This is a genomic window from Nocardiopsis sp. M1B1 (genome assembly GCF_052466615.1).
In genome coordinates this window covers 3,390,654-3,404,008 of the sequence record NZ_CP196194.1, presented here as the reverse complement: position 1 = coordinate 3,404,008, position 13,355 = coordinate 3,390,654, and the positions used below count along the sequence as shown (strand labels likewise).

Below are 13,355 nucleotides of genomic sequence, written 5' to 3'. Positions count from 1 at the left end.
CATCGTGGGGCGACACCCTGCCCAGGCTTCCCGTCCCACGATGCTGACCAGGCCAACTCCTGCTACGGTGCGGATCGCGAACTACGGGATGATTTAGGAGACCTGAACATGGTCCAACAGACTCGCGAGCAGTGGGGATCGCGCGCGGGCTTCCTGATGGCGGCGATCGGCTCCGCCATCGGTCTGGGCAACATCTGGCGATTCCCCTACATCGCCTACGAGAACGGCGGCGGCGCCTTCATGCTGCCCTACCTCATCGCCCTGCTCACCGCCGGTATCCCGCTGCTGATCCTGGAGTACAGCATCGGGCACCGCTACCGCTCCTCCGCGCCGCTGTCCTACCGGCGCATCACACGACCCGCCGAGGCCATCGGCTGGTGGCAGGTGGCCATCTGCTTCGTCATCGCGGTCTACTACGCCGTGATCGTGGCCTGGGCCGCCCGGTTCGCGTGGTTCTCCATCGGGCAGCAGTGGGGCGACGACCCCAACGCGTTCTTCTTCGAGGACTTCCTCCAGATGAGCGAGGGGCCCGGCATGGTCTCGGGCTACGTGGCGGGTGTGGCCTGGCCGCTCGTGGGCGTGTGGGTCGTGGTGCTGCTCATCCTGGCGATGGGCGTGCGCAACGGCATCGAGAAGGCCAACAAGGTCTTCATCCCGCTGCTGTTGGTGCTGTTCCTGATCCTGGTCGTGCAGGCGCTCACCCTGGAGGGGGCCGCGACCGGTCTGAACGCCCTGTTCACGCCCGACTGGAGCGCCATGCTCGACGGCAGCGTCTGGATCGCCGCCTACGGGCAGATCTTCTTCTCCCTGTCCGTGGGCTTCGCCATCATGGTCACCTACGCCTCCTACCTGCGCCGCAAGGCCGACCTGACCGGCTCGGCGATGGTGGCGGGCTTCGCCAACAGCTCCTTCGAGCTGCTCGCGGGCATCGGCGTGTTCGCCGCCCTGGGCTTCATGGCCACCGCCGCGGGCACCGGGGTCGAGGACGTCGCCGCCAACGGCATCGGCCTGGCCTTCGTCGCCTTCCCCCAGATCATCTCGACCCTGCCCATCGGCGGCGCGCTGTTCGGGGTGCTCTTCTTCGGCTCCCTGGTGATCGCGGGCCTGACCTCGCTGATCAGCATCGTCCAGGTGATCATCTCCGCGGTGCAGGACCGCACCGGCCTGGGCCGCGTCCAGACCGTGCTGCTGGTGGGCGGCGCCACCGCGCTGGCCTCGATCCTGCTCTTCCCCACGCCCGAGGGGCTGCACTTCCTCGACGTGTTCGACCACTTCATCAACCAGTACGGCATCGCACTGGCCGGTCTCGTCATGATCGTGGTCTTCGGCTGGATCGCGCGCAGGCTGCCGATGTTCCAGGAGCACACCAACGCGATCTCCTCGATCCGGCTGGGTCTGTGGTGGAAGGTCGTCCTGGGCGTGGTCACCCCGATCCTGCTCGGCTTCATGATGTGGGACAGTCTGCGCACGGAGCTGACCGAGAACTACGCGGGCTACTCGACCGGGTTCCTGCTGGCCGCCGGATGGGGCCTGGCCATCGGGGCGATCGTCTTCGGGATCGTCGTCTCGCTCTTCCCCTGGAAGCGCGCCGACGCCCTGGCCCGCCAGGACGCCGACACCGAGGACGCCACGACCAAGGAAGGGGAACGCTGATGACCACCAGCGCGATCGTCATGATGGCCGTCGCCATGATCCTGCTGTGGGGCGGGCTCATCGCGGCCATCGTCCACCTGCGCCGCCACCCCGAGAAGCCCGAGGAGGGGTAGCCGCGCCCGAACGAGGATGGGGCGGTGGGAGCCGATCGGCTCCCACCGCCCCATCCTCGTTCCCGCGCCCTCGCGGGAGGCCGCCTACTTCGCGGCGAACTCGCGGACGATGCGCTCGCAGAAGGCGGGCAGGTCGTCGGGGTTGCGGCTGGTGGTGATCCCCTGGTCGGTGACCACCTCCTCCTCCACCACGGTCCCGCCCGCGTTGCGGATGTCGGTGCGCAGGCTGGGGTAGGAGGTCACGGTGCGCCCCCGCACCACGTCGGCCTCCACCAGGATCCACGGCCCGTGGCAGATGGCGGCCACGGGCTTGCCCGCGGCCACGAAGTCGCGCACGAACCCCACCGCGTTCTCGTCCGAGCGCAGGTTGTCCGGGTTGACGGTCCCGCCGGGGACCACCAGGGCGTCGTAGTCGTCCACCCCGACCTCGGACACCACGCGGTCCACGTCGAAGGTGTCCGCCGGTTCGATGTCGCCGTTCATCGCCTGGATCCGCCCGGACTTGAGCGAGACCAGGTCGACGGTGGCGCCCTCCTCGTTCAGCGCCTTGCGCGGTGTGACGAGTTCGACCTGCTCGACCCCGTCCGCGGCCAGAATCGCGACCCGACGGCCGTTGAGCTTGTCGGCCATGGCTGCCCCCTCAGAGCTGGACTCTTTCCGGCACCCTCCGTGCCGCGTTGGCGCCCCTACCCGCACAGGCCCTCCTCTCACACCACCCGCCGGGGAGGCGCGCGCCACGTTCGAGGGCTCAACCGCGCGAACCGGACCCGGCCGCGCGGAGTCGAACAGCCGAAGCCCCCGTAGGAGGAGACCGCTGTGCCCGCGACCCGCCACCTCTACCTGGCCCGGCACGCCGAGGCCGAACACGAGAACGGTTCGCTGACCGAGAAGGGCCGCCACCAGGCCGCCGCACTCGGCCGACGCCTGCGCCACGCCGGGGTGGACAGGCTCCACCACGGTCCCCTCGCACGCACCACCCAGACCGCGCGACTGGCCGCCAGAGAGTTGGGCGCCACTCCCGTGCGGGTACCTGAGGCGGGTGACTACGCCCCCCACCTGCCCCTGCGCGCGGAACTGCCGCAAGAGCACGCCGACGGCGTGCTCGGCTTCGTCGCCTCCCTTCCCGAGCACGAGCGCCTACCCGGGCCCGCGCTGGCCCGCCGTGCGCTGGAGCGCTTCACCGGCCCGGTGGAGGGGGAGCACGAACGGCACGAAGCGGTCATCACCCACGCCTACCTGGTCGGATGGATCGTGTGCGTCGCGCTCGACGCCCCCGCGTGGCGCTGGACGACACTGGCCCCGGCCAACGCCGCGCTGACCGTGCTGCGCTACTCTCCGGGCCGTCCGGCGTCGGTGCTGGCCTTCAACGACACCGCACACCTGGGCTGAGACCCGCGTCCCGGGGGCACTCCTCCGCCCCGCCGGGTGCGGGAAACGCCCGTTGGGGAGGCGCGCGCCACGTTCGAGGGCTCAACCGCGCGACCTCTGGGTGACGGCGACGCACACGAGGACGACGACGGCCGCGGCGGGCGCGGCCGGGGTCAGCGGCTCCCCCACCAGCAGCACCGCCCACACCAGGGTCAACAGCGGCTGGGCGAGCTGGAGTTGGCTGGCCCGGGCGACGCCCATCGCGCCCATCCCCCGGTACCAGACCACGAACGCGCCGAACTGCGACACCGCGGCGAGGTAGGCCATACCCGCGAGTGCGCGCGGCGCGGCGTCCACCGGCTCGGCGGCCAGAGCCCACAGCGCGGCGGGCACGGTCAGCGGCGCGGCGGCGACCAGCGCCCAGGCGATGACCTGCCAGCCCGGCATGTGCGCGGCCAGCCGACCGCCCTCGGCGTAGCCCGCGGCGCACAGCACCAGGGCCGCCAACAGGTACAGGTCGGCCGGGCCCGGTGTTCCGCCGCTGCGCACCAGCGCGAACGCGACGACGGCCGCGGCGCCGCACACCGCGGCCGTCCAGAACCGGCGCGAGGGACGCACCGGACTGCGGCGCAGGGCGAACACGGCGGTGGTGAGCGGCAGCAGCCCGACCACGACCGCGGCGTGGGAGGTCGAGGAGGCCTGGAGCGCGAGCGTGCTGAACAGCGGGAACGCCACCACGCAGCCCAGCGCGACCACGGCGATGCCCCGCCGGTGGACGCGGTCGGGCAGCGGGGCGCGGACCGCCGCGAGGCAGCAGCCCGCCAGTGCGGCGGCCAGCGCGCACCGCACCACCGCCACGCTCCAGGGCCCGAAGCCCTCCAGGGCCCATGCGGTGGCCGGGAGGGTGAACGAGAACCCGAGGACGCCGAGCGCCGCACACAGTGTCGCGCCGAGCACCGCTACTCCGCGCGTCGCGATAGCGCTATCTTGTGTCTTCATGAAACAGCGTAGCAGTGTGCGGGAACTGACGGATTCTCTGCGCAGGGAGGTCGACCGCTACTCTCCTGGGGAGAAGCTGCCGTCGAGCCGGGCACTGGTGGACCGCTACGGCGTGAGCCCGGTGACCGTGTCGCGGGCCGTCGCGGCGCTGGTCGCCGAGGGCGTGGTGGTCACCCGCCCCGGCGCCGGGGCGTTCCGGGCGGGCGCAGGCGCCTCCGGGCGCCCGGTCGGCGACACCTCATGGCAGGAGGTCGCGCTGAGCGCCGAGACGGCGGCGGCCTCCGGCGAGCCGGTCCCGCGTACCGTGGACGCCTCCGGGGTGCTGGCCACCCTCACCCCGCCCGCCCTGGGGGTCATCGTGTTCAACGGCGGCTACCCGCACCCCGCTCTCCAGCCCGAGCAGGCCATGGGCGCCGCACTGGCCTGCGCGGGACGGCGCCCGGGAGCCTGGGCACGCCCGCCCGCGGAAGGAGTGGAGGAGCTGCGCGGCTGGTTCGCCCGTCAGATCGGCGGCTCCGTCGGCGCGGCCGACGTGCTGGTCACCGCGGGCGGGCAGAGCGCCCTGACCACCGCGCTGCGCGCCCTGGCCCATCCGGGGGCGCCCGTGCTGGTGGAGTCGCCCACCTATCCCGGTCTGCTGGCCATCGTGCGCGCCGCGGGCCTGCGGCCCGTCCCCGTCCCGGTGGACGCCGAGGGGATCCGCACCGACCTGTTGGAAGAGGCGTTCGCCGCCAGCGGCGCCCGTGTGCTGGTGTGCCAGCCCCTCTTCCACAACCCCACCGGAACGGTCCTGGCTCCGGCCCGGCGGGGCGAGGTGGTGCGGATCGCGCGCGCCGCGGGCGCGTTCGTCGTGGAGGACGATTTCGCCCGGCACCTGGCGCACGCCGACGCCGCCGCCCCGCCGCCCCCGCTGGCGGCCGAGGACCCCGACGGTACCGTGGTGCACGTGCGGTCGCTGACCAAGGCGACCTCGCCCAGTCTGCGCGTGGGGGCGATCGCCGCGCGGGGACCGGTGGCGCGGCGCCTGCGCGCGATCCAGCTGGTGGACAGCTTCTTCGTGGCGCGCCCCCTCCAGGAGGCCGTGCTGGAGCTGGTCGGCTCCCCCGCCTGGGGCCGACACCTGCGCGCTGTCGCGGCGGGCCTGCGCGAGCGCCGCACGGCCATGGCCGCGGCCCTGGCGCGGGAACTGCCCGAACTGGCGGCGCCGCACCTGCCCGCGGGCGGCTACCACCTGTGGCTGCGGCTTCCCGGTGAGACCGACGAGGCCGCGCTCGTGTCGGCGGCGCTGCGCGCCGGGGTGGCGGTGGCCGCCGGCCAGGCCTACTTCCCGGCGGAGCCGACCGCCCCGCACCTGCGGCTCAGTTACGGAGGCGCGGCCGGGGCCGCCGAGATCACCGAGGGGGTGCGCCGCCTGCGCGCCGCGTTCACCGGTACCGCGCCCGGGGAGTGAGGGGAGCCGCCGCTGACGCCGTCCGCTGCGCCCTGTCCCGGAAGAGCGCCTACCCCAGGGTGTCCTGCGCGCTCTCCCAGACACCGGACGGAACCCGCTCCAGCAGGCCGATCGCCGCGTCGGCGCGCTCCCTGACGCGACCGGTCTCCAGCGGTTCGCGCTCCCAGGCCACCAGGTACCGGCCGCCGAGGCGGAACGGGCACACGCCCTCGCGCGAGAGCAGCCACTCCCGCACCGGTTCCCCCAGGACGGTCGCCGCGAAGGCCTCGTCGCCGGTCACCACGGCGAACCGCTCGTCGAAGGCGGCCTCGCCCGCGGTCCAGGCGCGGGCGCCGTCGCTCCTGGGCTGGGGCGCACCGGCGCCGGCCTCCTCCACCTGGAGCAGCGGCACGCCCGCGGGCAGGGCCACCGCCACCACGGTGTACACGTGCGCGACGGTGCGGTGGCGCTGCTGGGGGTGGGGTGCGGCGTAGCCGTACTCGTAGGCCAGGACCCGGCGTCCGCGCAGTTCGGCGCACAGCACGTGCCTGGCCCGGGCGTTGGACCGCCGTTCCAGGAAGGGGACGCCCTCGAAGCGGTCGACCAGCTCGGGCCGCTCGCGGTCGTAGCGCCACCCCTCCCGCGAGGCCCACAGGGACAGGGCGCGGGAGCGGCGGCGTTCGGCGGCCGAGCCCGCGACCGCCGCCCCGATGACGCCGACGACCACCAGGGCCGCGATCACCAGAACCAGGACGGTGGTGGTCTCCATTGGGGGTCTCCTCGTGCGCGGTGCGGTTCCTGCCCTCTGAGACGCCGCCCGCTCCCCGACCGGTTCCACCCTTCTCACGCTCCCGGGCCGGCCCCCGTGGGCTAGGACGCGGCGAAGACCTTGCCCGGGTTGAAGATGCCCCTCGGGTCCAGGGCGTCCTTGACGGCCCGGTGCATGGCGAGCACGTGCGGACCCATCTCCCGGGCGGCGCCGCGCATCTTGAGCAGGCCCACGCCGTGCTCGCCGGTGACCGTGCCGCCCAGGGCGATCGCCTCGTCCACGATCACCTCGAAGGCCTCCTGCGCGCGCTTCTTGGCGTCCTCGTCACCGGCCGGGACGATGAACAGCGGGTGCAGGTTGCCGTCACCGGCGTGCGCGATGTTGCCGATGCGGGTGTCGAAGCGCCTGCCGATCGCCTCGATGCGCTCCAGCATCAGGGGCACCTTCGCCTTGGGCAGGCACATGTCCTCGGTCAGCAGCGGGCCGAGCCGCTCCAGCGCCGGGTAGGCCAGGCGGCGGGCCTCGAACAGGGCCTCGGCCTCCTCCTCGTCGGTGGAGCGCACCGCGTAGACCGCGCCCTCGGCCTCGAAGCACGCCAGGATGCGGTCGGCCTCCTCCTCGCCCGCCGCCCCGGGCTGGTCGCTGCGCGCCAGCAGCAGCACCTCGCCCTCGGCGGACAGCCCCATGTTCTTCCAGTCGTCCACCGCCTGGAGGCAGAACCGGTCGATCAGCTCCATCGCCGAGGGCACCACCCCGGCCGCCGAGACCGCCGCGACGGCCCTTCCGGCCTCCACCAAGGAGTCGAAGTAGCCCACCACGGTGTGCTCGGTGCCGGTGCGCAGCGGCCGCATCCGCAACGTCACCTCGGTAACCAGGCCCAGCGTCCCCTCTGACCCCACCATGAGCCCGCACAGGTCGTAGCCGGTCACGCCCTTGGCGGTGGTCCGGCCCAGCCGCACCACCTCGCCCGAGCCCACGACCGCCTCCATGCCCAGCACGTAGTCGCGGGTGACCCCGTACTTGACGCAGCACAGGCCGCCCGCGTTGGTGGCCACGTTGCCGCCGATGGTCGACCAGGGCGCGGAGGCCGGGTCCGGCGGGTACCACAGGCCGTCCCGGGCGACCCGCTCGCGCAGGTCGTTGTTGACCACGCCCGGCTGCACGGTGGCGGTCTGCTGTACGGGGTCGACCTCCAGGACCCGGTTCATCCGTTCGAAGGAGACCACGACCCAGCCGTCCACGGCGTTGGCCGCACCCGACAGCCCCGTCCCGGCTCCGCGCCCGACCACCGGGACGCCCAGTTCCGCGCACACGGCCACCGCGGCCGCCACGTCCTGGGTGTGGCGGGGGCGCACGAGCGCGGCCGGAGCGCCGTGGGGAGCCCACTCGGCCTCGTCGTGGGAGTAGCCCTCCAGGACGGCTGGGTCGGTGACCACCTGCTCCGCGCCGACCGCTGCCGTCAGTCTCCCGGCGATCCCGGACATGGGCACACTCCCTCACCGCTCGCTCGGCCGCTCCGCTGCGCCGACGCCGCCAGCACTCTAACCGGACACCGGGCGCCGAAGACACCACCGCCCCCTGGTCAGGGCGGTCGGCGGCGCGTCCCGCCGCGGACACGCCCGGGGTCGTCCCGCCGGGGACCGACGCGCCCGGTTTCCCGAGACCTAGCATGGGTCCTCCAGGAAGCGAAGGAGCGCCCATGAAGACAGTCCTCGTCACCGGCGGCACCGGCACCCTGGGACGGCCCGTCGTGGAACGCCTGCGCCGGTCCGGGCACCAGGTGCGCGTCCTGAGCCGCCGCCCCGATCCCGAGGACCCCGCGTCCTTCGCCGTGGACCTGCGCCGGGGCACCGGGCTGGCCGACGCGCTCCGGGGCGTGGACACCGTCGTGCACTGCGCCAGCGCGCCCGCGGGCGGCGACATCGAGTCGGCCACCCACCTGATCCGCGCGGTCCGCGAGGCGGGGGTGGCGCACCTGGTCTACGTCTCCATCGTCGGCGTGGACCGGGTTCCGCTGGGCTACTACAAAACCAAGCACACCGTGGAGAGCGCGCTGGCGGCCTCCGGTCTGGGGTGGACGGTGCTGCGCGCCACCCAGTTCCACGACCTGGTGCTCAGGCTGTGCGCGGGCGCGGCCCGCCTGCCCTTCATGCCCGTCCCCGACGTGGACGTGCAGCCCGTGGCGGTCGAGGAGGTCGCCTCCCGCCTGGCCCACCTGGCCGATCACCCTCCGGCCGGGCGCGTGGCGGACATGGGCGGCCCGCGCGTGGAGTCCTTCCGCGACCTGGCCGGGGCCTACCAGCGCTGGGCGGGGACGGATCTGCGGACGGTGCCCGTACGCCTGCCGGGCGCCGTCTTCGCCGCCTACCGCGCCGGGGGCCACCTGGCCCCGGAGCGGGCGGTGGGCAAGGTGACCTTCGCGGAGTTCCTGGACAGCCGGAACCCGACGTGAACAAACTGTTGAAAACTATTCGTTGACAACGGAGGGTTTGCGCCTTCATGCTGGAGGCATGAGCGAGGAACAGCGCGAGAGCGCCTTCACCCGACCCGACCCGCGAAGCGCCCGCCGTATGCGCACCCACGAGGCGCTGCTGCGCATCACAGAACGCCACGCCACCGGAGAGCACCGCACGCGCTGGGACGAGGCGCGCATGCCCATGGCGCCCCTGGACGCCCTGCGGCGCGTCGCCGACCTGGCCGCGGGCGGCGCACATCCCGAGCCCGGCGCCCCGGCCGTGGACCAGGACGACCTCACCGCCGCCCTGACCCTGGTGCCCTGGGCGCGCGCCGAGTTCGACCAGCTGGAGGCCGGACTGCTCCAGATGTCCAAGGGACGCGGCATGACCTGGCAGGAGATCGCCTTCGGCCTCGGGCTGGGCTCGGCCCAGGCCGCCCGCCAGCGCCACGAACGCCTCCTGCAGCGCGGCGAGAGCTGAGGCGCCGGGCCCGGTCCGGGCGGCCCACCGCCCGGACCGGGCCCGCGTCAGCCCAGCACCGGGTAGTTGGACCGCACCACATTCTGCGGGTCGCGCTCGGCCTTGATCCGCCGCAACCGCTCCAGTGCCCGCGCGGAGAACACGTCGGCGACCGACTCCCCCGGCACCAGCGAGGTCAACGGCTTGCGGCCGCTGACGTGCGATCCCAGCGACGCCACCAGCCCCTCCATACGCGCCCGGATCCGCGGAGCCATCCGCGGGCTGAACGGCACTCCCATCGCGTAGAGGTAGTAGCGCTCGTCCATCGGACCGAACGGGGTGTCGGAGGCGTCGGCGAACGCGCCGCCCAGGTGGCGTACCTGCACGCCCAGAAGCGGGGCGATCGGCTCGGCCAGCAGCGCCCCGACCGCCTCCGGGCCCAGGTCGGCCAGCAGCGCGGCGCGCGCCAGGCCCGGCGAGGGGTCGGTGGGTTCGGCGGTGATCGACCCCAGTCCGGTCAGCGGCAGCACCCCGCGGGTGTCGCGCAGCGGCTGCCCGGCCGCCTCCAGCGGACTCAGCAGCTCACGCGCCCGCTCCGGCCCGCCCAGGAAGGTCGCGTCCACCGACACCGTCGGCTCCCGGTCCGGGACGTGGTGCAGGTTCAACCACACCGTCAGCTCCCGCGGCGCGTGCGCGGTGACCTCGGTGTAGGCCGCCAGCACCCGCTCCGCCCGATCGGCGGACCACACCACGCGCCCGCCGTACAGCCGTGGCGCGGGATGCAGGGCCAACTCCAGGGCGGTGACCACCGCGAAGTCGCCCCCGCCGCCGCGCAGCGCCCAGAACAGGTCGGGGTCGGACTCCGCCGTCACCCGCGCCCGCTCCCCCCGGGCGTCGACCACCTCCAAGGCGACGACGCCGTCGGCAGCCCACCCGTGGCGGCGGCCGAACCAGCTCAGACCCCCGCCCAGGGTGTACCCCGCCACGCCGACCACCGGGGAACTGCCCGGCAGACCGGTCAGGCCGTGCGCGGCGGCCGCCTCCTGCACACGCCCCCAGGGCACACCCGCGCCCACACGGGTCACCCTTCGCTCAGGGTCCACGCTCACCTCGTCCAGTGCCTTGGTGCGCAGCAGCACCGCGCCCTTGACGTCACCGGAGGCGCCGTGCCCGGTGGGCTGCGCGGCCACCGCCAGCCCCTCCCGGTGGGCGTGGCGGACCAGGGCGGCCACGTCGTCGGCGTCGGCGGCCTCCACCACCGCCGCCACGGGCTGGTCCACGGACAGGCTCCAGGGGCGCCGGGCCGTGTCGAATCCCTCCTCGCCGCCGGTGAGCACACGGCCGCGCAGCAGCGAACGCAGTTCGTTCCAGGTGTTCATGGATCTCCTCGTCGAAACCGGTCACATCGGGCCGCGTCCAGACGTCAGCACGATGAATCGAAACCACGACGGACGCCGACGAAGGAATGTGACAGATGAACACGGACGAGATGTGGGCCGCGCTCTTCGAGGAGCACCGAACGCTGCTGCGCTCGATCGCCCACCGGATGCTCGGATCGGCGAGCGAGGCCGAGGACGCGGTGCAGGAGACGTGGCTGAGGCTGAGCCGCTCCGACGCCCAGAGCATCGACAACCTGGCCGGATGGCTGACCACCGTCGTGGGCCGGGTGTGCCTGGACATGCTGCGCTCACGCGCCTCTCGCCGCGAGGACCCGGTGGGCGAGGACGCGTCCGAACCCTTCCTGGCCGCCCCGCAGACCGACCCCGAGCAGCAGACGCTCCTGGCCGACTCGGTGGGGACGGCGCTGCTGGTGGTCCTGGACACGCTCACCCCGGCCGAACGGCTGGCGTTCGTACTGCACGACCTGTTCGCACTGCCCTTCGACCAGATCGCGTCCATCCTGGAACGCACCCCGGCGGCCGTCCGGCAGCTGGCCAGCCGCGCACGGCGCCGTGTGCGCGGCGCGGACGCCGACGGCACGCCCGACCCGGCCCGGCGGTACCGGGTGGTGGAGGCGTTCATGGCCGCGGCGCGCGGCGGCGACTTCGAAGGGCTGATGGCGGTGCTGGCCCCCGACGTGACCGTCAGCGCCGACGAGATCGCGACGATGCGGGGCGTGCCCACGGCCACCAGCGGAGCCGAGGCGGTGGCGGGGCAGGCCATCGCCTTCTCACGCCTGGCCCAGTCCGCACGCGTGGTGACCGTGGACGGCCTCCCCGGGCTGGTGTCCCTGTCGCAGGGGCGGCCCTACGCGGCGCTGGCGTTCACCGTCGAGGGCGACCGCGTCGTCGGCATCCGCGTGCACGCCGACCCCGAGCTGCTGGCCTCGCTGGTGTGAGGGGCCCGGCGGCTCTCCTCAGACCCGTTCGAGAGGTGTGCGGGCACCCTGGGGTGTCCGCACACGCACAGCCATACCGGGTTCGACCGTGCCGCTGGTCAGGACGACGCCCATGATTCCAGCCCTGCGTACCACGGTTCCGTCCTCCTCGCGGTGCAGAACCTGTTTGAGCAGCCCCCGGGAGAAGCCGTCGATCTGCGCACAGGGGTTGCGCAGGCCGGTGACCCGAACGCTGGCCCCGTCACCGAAGGACAGGACGGTGCCCACAGACAGGGACAGCAGGTCCAAGCCGCGGGTGGTGATGTTCTCGCCCAGTTGTCCAGGGGCGACCGCGAACCCGGCCTCGCCGACCTCCTCCAGGAGCTCTGTGTGCACTAGGTGGACCTGGCGCAGGTTGGGCTGGTCGGGGTCCGCGGCGATCCGGGACAGGTGCTGGACGGTGGCGCCCAGGTGGGCGTCACCCTCCACGCCCAACCCCGCCAGAAGACGGATCCGGGGCAGGGCGGCCTTGCTGAACGTGTGGCCGGGACTACTGCTGACCGACTCCACTACCGGGTCCATGGACGCCATCCCCTCGCTCGCTCAGGTGTTCCGCGCCACAGCCTAGCCAGTTCGGCACCTGTCGGGAGGGAGCGGCCCTGTCGGCCCGGCACCGCTCGCAGACCGCCCCGGCCGGGCCGCTCCAGGTCCTCTAGAAGGGGAGCCGGGGGGCGTGTTCGTCATGAACGGCTTCGAGATCACCCTGGTCGCCGTGACGGACTCCGGCGGCGTGGTGCGCCTCGCGCCCTGAGCGACCAGGACCGCGGCCTCCTCCCGTCGGTGGAGGCCGCGGTCCGCATCGCAGGGGGTGGGGAGGGCGAAAACCGTTGTCCCCGCCCGCCCCCGCCCGATAGAACGGCACCATGACCGAACTCGGAGCCGTCTTCCGCCCCCAACTGCCCCCCGAGCGCCTGCGCTCCGTGGCCCGCGCGGCCGACGAGGCCGGACTCGACCAGCTCTGGCTGTGGGAGGACTGCTTCCTGGAGAGCGGCGTGGCCGCCGCTTCGGCCGCCCTGGCCTGGACCGAGAACCTCACCGTGGGCGTGGGCCTGCTCCCCGTCCCCCTGCGCAACGTCGCCCTGACCGCCATGGAGACCGCCACCCTGCACCGGCTCTTCCCCGGCCGCGTACGCATCGGCGTGGGCCACGGCGTGCAGGACTGGATGGCCCAGGTCGGCGCGCGCCCCGACTCCCCGCTCGCCCTTCTGCGCGAACACCTGGACGCACTGCGCGCCCTGCTGGCCGGGGAACGGGTCACCTCTCGGGGCCGCTACGTCACCCTGGACGACGTCGCTCTGGACTACCCGCCCACCACCCCCGTTCCCGTACTGGCCGGTGCCCGCGGACCGCGGACCCTGCACCTGAGCGGACGGGCCGCCGACGGCACCATCCTGGACGCCGCCGCGGGCGTGGACGGCGTGCGGAGGGCACGACAGCTGGTCGACCAGGGACGCCAGGCCGCGGGCCGCCCCGGCCACCACCCCGTGACCGTCTACCTGCTCGCCGCCACCGGCCCCGACGCCGACCGGCGCATGGCCGCCGAACTGCGCGCCGAGGGCCTGACGCCGCAGACCGGCGTGGCAGGGGGCGCCGACCGCGTCGCCGGGGCGGTGCGGCACATGGCCGAGGCCGGAGCCGACACCGTGGTGTTGCAGCCCACGGCCGACGAGCCCGACCCCGAGGGCTTCGTGCGCTTCACCGCCGAACGAGTCCGCCCGCTCCTGTCCTGAAC

Annotated in this window: 14 protein-coding genes; 8 read left to right on the top strand and 6 right to left on the bottom strand. The window is 73.7% G+C overall.

Features of this window, described 5'->3' with window-relative positions; translation table 11 throughout:
* The first annotated feature begins 108 nt into the window (after nt 1-108).
* A complete protein-coding gene (locus ACSTA4_RS14710; RefSeq protein ID WP_444964020.1) occupies nt 109-1,653 on the top strand; it encodes a sodium-dependent transporter in 1,545 nt (514 codons plus the stop codon).
* Entirely contained in the window at nt 1,653-1,766 is a 114-nt protein-coding gene (locus ACSTA4_RS14705) for a methionine/alanine import family NSS transporter small subunit (RefSeq protein WP_212639894.1), read from the top strand. The genes ACSTA4_RS14710 and ACSTA4_RS14705 overlap by 1 nt, the downstream gene beginning before the upstream one ends.
* A gap of 84 nt (nt 1,767-1,850) precedes the next feature.
* Here the strand turns inward: ACSTA4_RS14705 and ACSTA4_RS14700 are convergent, their stop codons facing one another.
* On the bottom strand, nt 1,851-2,396 hold the full coding sequence (locus ACSTA4_RS14700; protein WP_444964019.1) for a type 1 glutamine amidotransferase domain-containing protein: 546 nt from the start codon (nt 2,394-2,396) through the stop codon (nt 1,851-1,853).
* 186 nt (nt 2,397-2,582) lie between these two features.
* Between ACSTA4_RS14700 and ACSTA4_RS14695 the strand changes: the two genes are divergently transcribed.
* A complete protein-coding gene (locus ACSTA4_RS14695) occupies nt 2,583-3,155 on the top strand; it encodes a histidine phosphatase family protein (protein ID WP_444964018.1) in 573 nt (190 codons plus the stop codon).
* 81 nt (nt 3,156-3,236) lie between these two features.
* On the opposite strand, the gene ACSTA4_RS14690 is transcribed toward ACSTA4_RS14695, so the two are convergent.
* Nucleotides 3,237-4,091, bottom strand: coding sequence for a DMT family transporter (locus ACSTA4_RS14690; RefSeq protein WP_444964017.1), 855 nt, complete (start codon nt 4,089-4,091; stop codon nt 3,237-3,239).
* A 40-nt stretch (nt 4,092-4,131) separates the two neighbouring features.
* Here ACSTA4_RS14690 and ACSTA4_RS14685 point away from each other — a divergent pair, with 40 nt between their 5' ends.
* Nucleotides 4,132-5,583 (top strand): aminotransferase-like domain-containing protein, encoded by a 1,452-nt coding sequence (locus tag ACSTA4_RS14685; protein ID WP_444964016.1) that lies wholly within the window; start codon nt 4,132-4,134, stop codon nt 5,581-5,583.
* Between the two features lie 49 nt (nt 5,584-5,632).
* Here ACSTA4_RS14685 and ACSTA4_RS14680 read toward each other — a convergent pair whose 3' ends face one another.
* Together ACSTA4_RS14680 and ACSTA4_RS14675 are read right to left on the bottom strand one after the other, a co-directional pair.
* Nucleotides 5,633-6,331, bottom strand: a complete 699-nt coding sequence (locus ACSTA4_RS14680; RefSeq protein ID WP_444964015.1) for a hypothetical protein — start codon at nt 6,329-6,331, stop codon at nt 5,633-5,635.
* 101 nt (nt 6,332-6,432) lie between these two features.
* Nucleotides 6,433-7,815: an FAD-binding oxidoreductase gene (locus ACSTA4_RS14675; RefSeq protein ID WP_248773093.1), complete on the bottom strand. Its 1,383-nt coding sequence runs from the start codon at nt 7,813-7,815 to the stop codon at nt 6,433-6,435.
* 215 nt (nt 7,816-8,030) lie between these two features.
* Between ACSTA4_RS14675 and ACSTA4_RS14670 the strand changes: the two genes are divergently transcribed.
* Both ACSTA4_RS14670 and ACSTA4_RS14665 read left to right on the top strand, forming a co-directional pair.
* Nucleotides 8,031-8,783, top strand: coding sequence for an SDR family oxidoreductase (locus tag ACSTA4_RS14670; protein ID WP_444964014.1), 753 nt, complete (start codon nt 8,031-8,033; stop codon nt 8,781-8,783).
* A gap of 58 nt (nt 8,784-8,841) precedes the next feature.
* Nucleotides 8,842-9,267, top strand: coding sequence for a DNA-binding protein (locus ACSTA4_RS14665; RefSeq protein WP_274977930.1), 426 nt, complete (start codon nt 8,842-8,844; stop codon nt 9,265-9,267).
* Between the two features lie 47 nt (nt 9,268-9,314).
* On the opposite strand, the gene ACSTA4_RS14660 is transcribed toward ACSTA4_RS14665, so the two are convergent.
* Nucleotides 9,315-10,625 (bottom strand): FAD-binding oxidoreductase, encoded by a 1,311-nt coding sequence (locus ACSTA4_RS14660; RefSeq protein ID WP_444964013.1) that lies wholly within the window; start codon nt 10,623-10,625, stop codon nt 9,315-9,317.
* Nucleotides 10,626-10,720: 95 nt separating this feature from the next.
* Between ACSTA4_RS14660 and ACSTA4_RS14655 the strand changes: the two genes are divergently transcribed.
* The gene (locus tag ACSTA4_RS14655; RefSeq protein WP_444964012.1) at nt 10,721-11,584 is read left to right on the top strand and encodes a sigma-70 family RNA polymerase sigma factor; all 864 of its coding nucleotides are present in this window, start codon (nt 10,721-10,723) and stop codon (nt 11,582-11,584) included.
* A gap of 18 nt (nt 11,585-11,602) precedes the next feature.
* Here the strand turns inward: ACSTA4_RS14655 and ACSTA4_RS14650 are convergent, their stop codons facing one another.
* A complete protein-coding gene (locus ACSTA4_RS14650) occupies nt 11,603-12,145 on the bottom strand; it encodes an MOSC domain-containing protein (RefSeq protein ID WP_444964011.1) in 543 nt (180 codons plus the stop codon).
* Nucleotides 12,146-12,486: 341 nt separating this feature from the next.
* Between ACSTA4_RS14650 and ACSTA4_RS14645 the strand changes: the two genes are divergently transcribed.
* Nucleotides 12,487-13,353, top strand: a complete 867-nt coding sequence (locus tag ACSTA4_RS14645; RefSeq protein ID WP_444964010.1) for an LLM class flavin-dependent oxidoreductase — start codon at nt 12,487-12,489, stop codon at nt 13,351-13,353.
* The last annotated feature ends 2 nt before the right edge of the window (nt 13,354-13,355 follow it).

Bases quoted from the DNA above. Each gene is read 5' to 3' on its own strand.
- ACSTA4_RS14710 (WP_444964020.1), top strand. From the start codon at position 109: ATGGTCCAACAGACTCGCGAGCAGTGGGGATCGCGCGCGGGCTTCCTG.
- ACSTA4_RS14705 (WP_212639894.1), top strand. From the start codon at position 1,653: ATGACCACCAGCGCGATCGTCATGATGGCCGTCGCCATGATCCTGCTG.
- ACSTA4_RS14700 (WP_444964019.1), bottom strand. From the start codon at position 2,396: ATGGCCGACAAGCTCAACGGCCGTCGGGTCGCGATTCTGGCCGCGGAC.
- ACSTA4_RS14685 (WP_444964016.1), top strand. From the start codon at position 4,132: ATGAAACAGCGTAGCAGTGTGCGGGAACTGACGGATTCTCTGCGCAGG.
- ACSTA4_RS14680 (WP_444964015.1), bottom strand. From the start codon at position 6,331: ATGGAGACCACCACCGTCCTGGTTCTGGTGATCGCGGCCCTGGTGGTC.
- ACSTA4_RS14675 (WP_248773093.1), bottom strand. From the start codon at position 7,815: ATGTCCGGGATCGCCGGGAGACTGACGGCAGCGGTCGGCGCGGAGCAG.
- ACSTA4_RS14670 (WP_444964014.1), top strand. From the start codon at position 8,031: ATGAAGACAGTCCTCGTCACCGGCGGCACCGGCACCCTGGGACGGCCC.
- ACSTA4_RS14665 (WP_274977930.1), top strand. From the start codon at position 8,842: ATGAGCGAGGAACAGCGCGAGAGCGCCTTCACCCGACCCGACCCGCGA.
- ACSTA4_RS14660 (WP_444964013.1), bottom strand. From the start codon at position 10,625: ATGAACACCTGGAACGAACTGCGTTCGCTGCTGCGCGGCCGTGTGCTC.
- ACSTA4_RS14655 (WP_444964012.1), top strand. From the start codon at position 10,721: ATGAACACGGACGAGATGTGGGCCGCGCTCTTCGAGGAGCACCGAACG.
- ACSTA4_RS14650 (WP_444964011.1), bottom strand. From the start codon at position 12,145: ATGGACCCGGTAGTGGAGTCGGTCAGCAGTAGTCCCGGCCACACGTTC.
- ACSTA4_RS14645 (WP_444964010.1), top strand. From the start codon at position 12,487: ATGACCGAACTCGGAGCCGTCTTCCGCCCCCAACTGCCCCCCGAGCGC.